The following is a 6,533-nucleotide window of genomic DNA, read 5'->3' on the forward strand; positions in this document are numbered from 1 at the left end:
TAAAAGCGGCTGAATCTCGCTTGTCAAGCGTTTAAAACATAAAAAACGCCAATATTTTAAAGCGGATAATAACCTCAGGGCTTCTTTTGCCTTTTTTTTTATTTGGTAAATTCCTTAATATTTATGGCTAAACGACAATCGTCATCCCAGCGGGATCTAGAGATACCGCGGCGGTATGACGGTGTAGATAGTATCCCGCTACGTGTTAGCGGGATCTATGTTAAGGTATGACGGTTAAGTAAGGGATCTATGTTAAGAGATACCGCGGCGGTATGACGGTGTAGAAGTAATTCGTCATCCCGCTACGCGTTAGCGGGATCTATGTTAAGGTATGACGGTTAAGTAAGGGATCTATGTTAAGAGATACCGCGGCGGTATGACGGTGTAGATAGTATCCCGCTGCTTGTTAGCGGGATCTATGTTAAGGTATGACGGTTAAGTAAGGGATCTATGTTAAGAGATACCGCGAATGAATCGCGGTATGACGGTTAAGTAGGGTGTCATCCTAGTGCTCCTTTTTTTGTCATCCAAGTAGCTGACACTGGGATCCAGTTTTCCATATAATCTCATCGAAAATGTTGTAACCACTTTCTATGCTAGTTTACAAGCAAACTTTCCTGGATCCCAGTGTCAGCTACTTGGATGACACCTCTGGGCGCTGGGATGACAGGAGAAGGAGGCTACTTTCATGACACCATTCTTTTTCCTGGATTCCAGACTGGAATGACATCATCCTTTTTTCTAGATCCCAGTGTCAAGCTACTCGGATGACAGGAGAAGGGGCTACTTGCATGACGGTGTCGGTAAATTTAGAGCTATAATAACTATTTGCCTTTTTTCTGCTTAGGTTATGCAAGAAGTCTACTGTCTGAGAAAAGGTAGATAAAAGATGAAAACAGATAGAAGTATTTTAGTAGCTCAAAAAGAACGTTAAGTCATGCTTTTTATTTATATTGACAGCGTATATGACATCGTTTACGATTAAAGTTAATAACAATAATTTATATTTATCATGTTTGCAGTAATTGAGACTGGTGGAAAGCAATATTTAGTAAAAGAAGGTAGTATAATAAAGGTAGAGAAGTTAGAAGCTGAAGAAAAAAAAGAGGTGGAAATCAATAAGGTGATTTGTATTTCAAATAATGGCTTATCTTATTCATCTAATGCTACTGTTAAAGCTGAAGTGTTGGAGCAGTGCAGGGGGGAAAAAATTATAATCTTTAAGAAGAAAAGAAGAAAAAATTACCGTAGGAAAACTGGTCATAGGCAGTATATAACTGTTCTTCGTATAAATGAAATTAGTCTTCAAAAGTAAGAGGTAAGATATGGCAACTAAAAAATCAGGTGGTAGTTCCTGTAATGGTAGAGATTCAGCGGGTCGTAGGTTAGGAATAAAGAAGAATGGGAAGGTTATTCCTGGTAACATAATTGTGCGCCAAAGAGGCACAAAATTCCATCCTGGAAAGAATGTTGGTATAGGTAAAGATCATACGATTTTTGCTAAAATAGAAGGCTGGGTCAGCTTTAGAAGATCAGCAAATAAAAAGACTTTTATTGATATCTTGCCTACAGATAATATGAAAGCTTCAGCTTGAATAAATCAGGGGTCTGTAGCTCAGGTGGTTAGAGCGCACGCCTGATAAGCGTGAGGTCGGAGGTTCAACTCTTCCCAGACCCACCATTTAGTAGTTACTAACTGTGTTTTCTATAGCGGTTTTGATATTGTATAAGCAAAAACATGAGTTTATATAAAAATTTAGTAACCAGTGAATCAGTGGCGGCTGGTCATCCAGATAAAGTAGCAGATCAAATTTCAGATGCAATACTTGATGAGTACCTTTTTACTGATCCTTTTGCGCGAGCTGCAATAGAGACTTTAGTCACCAAAGATAACGTTATTATAGCTGGGGAAGTGTTTGGGCCTAACATCAAAAATAGCAGGATTGAAAGTATTGTACGGAATACAATAAAAGATATTGGTTACAAGCACGATGGGTTCCACTGGAGAAAAGTGAAAGTAAATATATTGCTGCATGAGCAATCAAATGACATTGCAATAGGGTTGGATCAAGGTGCTGGAGATCAGGGCATAATGTATGGCTATGCAACAACAGAGACAGAAAACCTTATGCCGGCACCCATTTTTTATGCACACTCGATTCTGAAAAATATCATGAGCGCAGTTAAAGAAGCAAAACTTGGTCCAGATGCAAAGTCACAAATCACTTTGGCATATGAGAATAACCTCCCGGTACGTGCTGAAAGTATTATTGTCTCAATACAGCACCCTGAGGATTTGGATCAATCAAAAGTAAAAGAAATAATTTACCCTTACATAGTTTCATCTTTACCTGAAGGATGGATGTGTCCTGAGGAAAATCTCTTAGTCAATCCAACTGGTAGATTTGTTATTGGTGGACCGGTTAGTGATTGTGGATTAACCGGACGAAAAATTATGGTTGATACTTATGGAGGTTATATTCCACACGGTGGAGGAGCGTTTTCCGGAAAAGATGCAACCAAAGTTGATAGATCTGCGGCTTATATGGCAAGATATCTTGCTAAAAATATTGTCTTTGCAGGTTTGGCTGAACGTTGTCTTGTGCAGCTTTCTTATGCAATTGGTGTATCAAAACCTACTTCATTCTATATTGATACATTTGGTGCGAATAAGGTAGAGGAAAGAGTAATTAAAAAGTTTATCGAGAATAATATAGATTTATCAACAAAAGGCATAATCAAGCATTTATCGCTTAATCATCCTATATATAAACGTACAGCCTGTTATGGACATTTTGGTAAACAGTCGGAAAGGGACGGTGGATTTTCTTGGGAAAACATGGACTTATCTGCTGATCTTTGTAGAGAATTCAATATAGAAGGTAATAGTAAAATTTCTTTAGATTGCTAAAATTTTTGATTTACAGCCCCATATTTATATACTAGCTTATTGTTAAAGCATAGCACGCTTTTTCATAATAATTATACCACATTAGTAATAATTTTTATATTCAATTTTTATTGTGAGGCTTATAAAGTGTATAACGAAATAGAAGGAGAACTGTACAACGTAATTGTAAAAGAGTTTTCTGATCTTATTGATAAAATAAAAGAACACCCTTTTAATGTTGAATTGATAAATAATACATTAGATTATGAAAAATTCAAATTCTACCTTCAGCAGGATTTTCTGTATTGTATAGATTGCGCTCGTGCTTTTTTAATTGTTGCAGCTAGAGTTGATGATATTGAAATGATGAGTAGTTTAATCAATTTGGCACAAGGAGCATTTTATGTTCGAGAACAGTATAAAAAATATTTTGAAGATTGTGATCTATCTGATGATCACAAAAAGTCAAGAGCTTGTTCTGCCTTTACTGACTTTTTCATGAGTGCCGCATATCACAATTCTGTTAATGAAGCTTTAGTAGCATCTTATTCTTGCTTTAACATATACCAAATCGTTATACGCCATATGGTATATGAGATAACAACTAAAGGGGTTAAAAATAACAAATACAAAGAGTGGATCAACATTTATAGTAGCGAAACAGTAAATGCTGTAATTGATGAGGTTACTGATATTACAAATAAGCTATATAAAAAAGCTAGTGACTGTGAAAAAAAGAGGATGTATGAGTTTTTTAAGAAAGGGCTGGAATTAGAAATAATGTTTTGGGATGAGGCATATTACTCTAATATATCTAGCAAAGAATATTAGCAGCGGATTATTTACGTTAACTTGATCTTTTATCGGTAACTACAGTGTTCAGTGGCATAATTAGGAGCTGTTACGGGTCAAATCTTTTAAAGGATATAATTGAGCATCCTTTTAATGTTGAGTTAGCGAATAACACCCTAAATATAGAGAACTTCAAATTCTATGCTCAACAAAAGACGTTGTTCTTAGGTGATTATATTCGTACCACCTTAATTACTGCATCCAAAATGGAAGATTATAGTAGTATTATCTCGCTTGCTGAAGTAGCCCAAAGAGTAGTGACTGTTAATAGAATGTTATATGACTACTACTTTACTATGTACGGTATAAGTCGCGAAAAGAAATCTCTTGAGTGTTTTAATTTCACTAATTTTCTTTTATCCATCTCGCATAGTAATACCTATGAGGCTATGACGGTTTTGTATTCTTGCATGTTTATATACGAGACTGTCGTTGATAGCATGAAAAATAGATTCAAGAAAAATAATAGATATAGGGATTGGTTTAATTTTTGTTACAGTGATTCAGTAAAGTCTGGATGCATTATTTTGGAAAATATTGTTGATGGATATTGCAGCAGAGCAAGAGAAAACGAAAAGAGCAGAATGCTTGAGTTGTTTAGAATAACTGCACAATTTGTGTTAGATTTTTTGAACGGTGCATATAATTTTTCAAGATTCAATCAATTTCCTAAGGAACATTGACAATTTTAAGCTAATTTGTATCCTTAATAAGTATTTTTTAAAATGCTATGAAAAGTAAAGAACATGATTTTCATTTAGTGGATCCAAGCCCTTGGCCAATTGCTGTATCAGCAGCAATTCTTATTCTTGCACTTGGATTAGTTGGCGCGCTTCATAAACAAATTGTCGGAATGTTTTGTTTAGTTTTGGGAATCTCCGCAGTATCAGGGGTGCTGTTTTATTGGTGGAGAGATGTAATAAGGGAGGCCATTTATGACAAATGTCACACTGCCATTGTAAAACATGGACTCAAATTTGCAATGTACTTGTTTATTCTCTCGGAGGTCGTATTTTTTATAGTGTTCTTTTGTTCATTCTTTAAAGCCTGGCTTGATCCAGTTTTTTTATTTGAGGCGTTTTCTCCTGCAAAAAAAGTTGAATGGCCCCCTGAGGGAATTTTGCCACCTGATCCATGGTCACTACCATTCATGAATACATTAATATTATTGCTTTCTGGTACAACAATTACTTGGGCAAATCACTCTTTACTTAAAAATGATAAAAAGAGCATGATTAAAATGCTGTCCATAACTATATTGCTTGGAGTTTTTTTTATAATAGTGCAAGCAATAGAGTATCATGAAGCGAGTTTTTCTCTACAAGAAACAGGAGAAAAGCTTATTTATACATCCAATTTTTATATGATTACCGGTTTTCACTGCGCACACGTTATAATAGGAATAATATTTTTATCAGTGTGTTTATTTAGAGCACGGAAAGGCCAATTTACACTTCAGGACCATTTGTGCTTTGAGTTTGCCTCCTGGTATTGGCACTTTGTAGATGTAGTCTGGATATTTTTATTTTTGTTTGTCTATTGGTTAAGCGTTTATTAAGTGGTTAAAATAATAGGTCTAGATCCAGGAATAAGCAAGACTGGGTGGGCCATTATCAGCCTGAACGAAAAAAATAATATTGAATTTTTGGGCGGCGGTACCATATCAACTGATGGTAAATTGGGTACAGGTGAACGCCTACATATAATTTTTGAACAATTAAAGAAAGTAATTTCCCTATACTCTCCGAATGAAGCTGCGGTGGAGAAAATTTTTGTTAATAAAAATCCTAAATCTTCACTAACTTTAGGATATGCAAGAGGGGTTGTAATTTTAGCGTTAAAAATAACAAAGCTAACTATGAATGAATATGATGCAAACTATGTAAAAAAAAGCATTACCGGAAATGGCCATGCTGATAAGGATCAGATGATATTTATGGTGAAGCAAATAGTTAAAAATTTGAGTATAAAATGCCACCATGCTGCTGACGCTCTTGCTGTAGCAATTTGTCATGCTTATACGAAAGGTTCTTGTTTTGTTGAGTAACTTTTATATGGGATTCAGTTTGAAGATTTCCAGATCTGGAAAAACTATTTGATTGTATTTATCTTGTCTAACGTTCGTTGCAAAATAATACATGCGGAGATTTTATCATCTATTTTTTTCGATTTTGTGATTGATATTCCAGTAATTTTTAGTGTATGAGTTGCGATAGATGTTGAGAAGCTTTCGTCTTGTAAGTATATATTTACTTTATATTTTTTTATTATTTTATTTGCGAATTGGATTATAGTTTTACACCATTTAGTTTCTTGCTCGTCCATTTTTAATGGTAGTCCTATTACCATTGATCCAGATTCATTTTCTTTGAATATTCTATGCAGATAACCTAAATCTTTGCTCATATTTTTTCTGTGATATATGCTATGAGCTGTGGCTATGAGCTGTGTTTTATCGCTAAATGCTATGCCTATTTGCTTTTCTCCCATGTCAAGGCACATTATGCGCTTATCTTTTGGAATAGACTTTAGAAACTCATCTGGATTTCTATGTAGCATCTATTAGACTTCCTTTAAAGTGACCTTACCAAAAAAGTGGAGAGAAAGTTAAGAAAATTTTTTACAAAAAGAATAATGAATCAAATTGCTCAGGAATGCAATAGACTTCTTGCATAACCCAAACTAAGTAGAAAAAAGGTATCATCTAAGTAGCTGACACTGGTTTCCATCCAAAAGGGCAGTGCCCCTATGATGTCATTCCAGTGCTTGACACTGGAATCCAGACTTTATA

Annotated in this window: 8 protein-coding genes and 1 tRNA gene; 8 read left to right on the forward strand and 1 reads right to left on the reverse strand. The window is 35.1% G+C overall.

Annotated features, from left to right (window positions below; all coding sequences use genetic code 11):
• Positions 1 to 1,012 precede the first annotated feature (1,012 nt).
• The 8 genes from rplU to ruvC all read left to right on the forward strand — a co-directional run bounded on the left by rplU (position 1,013) and on the right by ruvC (position 5,789).
• Positions 1,013 to 1,315, forward strand: coding sequence for a 50S ribosomal protein L21 (rplU, locus tag JR312_RS05570; RefSeq protein ID WP_006279565.1), 303 nt, complete (start codon positions 1,013 to 1,015; stop codon positions 1,313 to 1,315).
• A 10-nt stretch (positions 1,316 to 1,325) separates the two neighbouring features.
• The gene (gene rpmA, locus JR312_RS05575; RefSeq protein ID WP_010082252.1) at positions 1,326 to 1,595 is read left to right on the forward strand and encodes a 50S ribosomal protein L27; all 270 of its coding nucleotides are present in this window, start codon (positions 1,326 to 1,328) and stop codon (positions 1,593 to 1,595) included.
• 9 nt (positions 1,596 to 1,604) lie between these two features.
• Positions 1,605 to 1,681 (forward strand) — tRNA-Ile (locus JR312_RS05580).
• 57 nt (positions 1,682 to 1,738) lie between these two features.
• Complete coding sequence (gene metK, locus JR312_RS05585) at positions 1,739 to 2,911, forward strand: methionine adenosyltransferase (protein WP_151807781.1); 1,173 nt, start codon at positions 1,739 to 1,741, stop codon at positions 2,909 to 2,911.
• A 126-nt stretch (positions 2,912 to 3,037) separates the two neighbouring features.
• On the forward strand, positions 3,038 to 3,721 hold the full coding sequence (locus tag JR312_RS05590; protein WP_151807780.1) for a TenA family protein: 684 nt from the start codon (positions 3,038 to 3,040) through the stop codon (positions 3,719 to 3,721).
• Positions 3,722 to 3,765: 44 nt separating this feature from the next.
• Positions 3,766 to 4,425: a TenA family protein gene (locus JR312_RS05595; protein ID WP_010962391.1), complete on the forward strand. Its 660-nt coding sequence runs from the start codon at positions 3,766 to 3,768 to the stop codon at positions 4,423 to 4,425.
• 47 nt (positions 4,426 to 4,472) lie between these two features.
• Positions 4,473 to 5,300 (forward strand): cytochrome c oxidase subunit 3, encoded by an 828-nt coding sequence (locus JR312_RS05600; RefSeq protein WP_006279354.1) that lies wholly within the window; start codon positions 4,473 to 4,475, stop codon positions 5,298 to 5,300.
• Complete coding sequence (ruvC, locus tag JR312_RS05605; RefSeq protein ID WP_151807779.1) at positions 5,301 to 5,789, forward strand: crossover junction endodeoxyribonuclease RuvC; 489 nt, start codon at positions 5,301 to 5,303, stop codon at positions 5,787 to 5,789.
• A gap of 44 nt (positions 5,790 to 5,833) precedes the next feature.
• On the opposite strand, the gene ruvX is transcribed toward ruvC, so the two are convergent.
• Positions 5,834 to 6,301: a Holliday junction resolvase RuvX gene (gene ruvX, locus JR312_RS05610; RefSeq protein WP_010082183.1), complete on the reverse strand. Its 468-nt coding sequence runs from the start codon at positions 6,299 to 6,301 to the stop codon at positions 5,834 to 5,836.
• Positions 6,302 to 6,533 lie beyond the last annotated feature (232 nt).

It is taken from the genome of Wolbachia endosymbiont of Nasonia giraulti (assembly GCF_048054155.1).
Classification (GTDB): Bacteria; Pseudomonadota; Alphaproteobacteria; order Rickettsiales; family Anaplasmataceae; genus Wolbachia; species Wolbachia pipientis_C.

Coding starts and splice junctions, on each gene's coding strand:
- rplU (WP_006279565.1), top strand. CDS start 1,013: ATGTTTGCAGTAATTGAGACTGGTGGAAAGCAATATTTAGTAAAAGAA.
- rpmA (WP_010082252.1), top strand. CDS start 1,326: ATGGCAACTAAAAAATCAGGTGGTAGTTCCTGTAATGGTAGAGATTCA.
- metK (WP_151807781.1), top strand. CDS start 1,739: ATGAGTTTATATAAAAATTTAGTAACCAGTGAATCAGTGGCGGCTGGT.
- JR312_RS05600 (WP_006279354.1), top strand. CDS start 4,473: ATGAAAAGTAAAGAACATGATTTTCATTTAGTGGATCCAAGCCCTTGG.
- ruvX (WP_010082183.1), bottom strand. CDS start 6,301: ATGCTACATAGAAATCCAGATGAGTTTCTAAAGTCTATTCCAAAAGAT.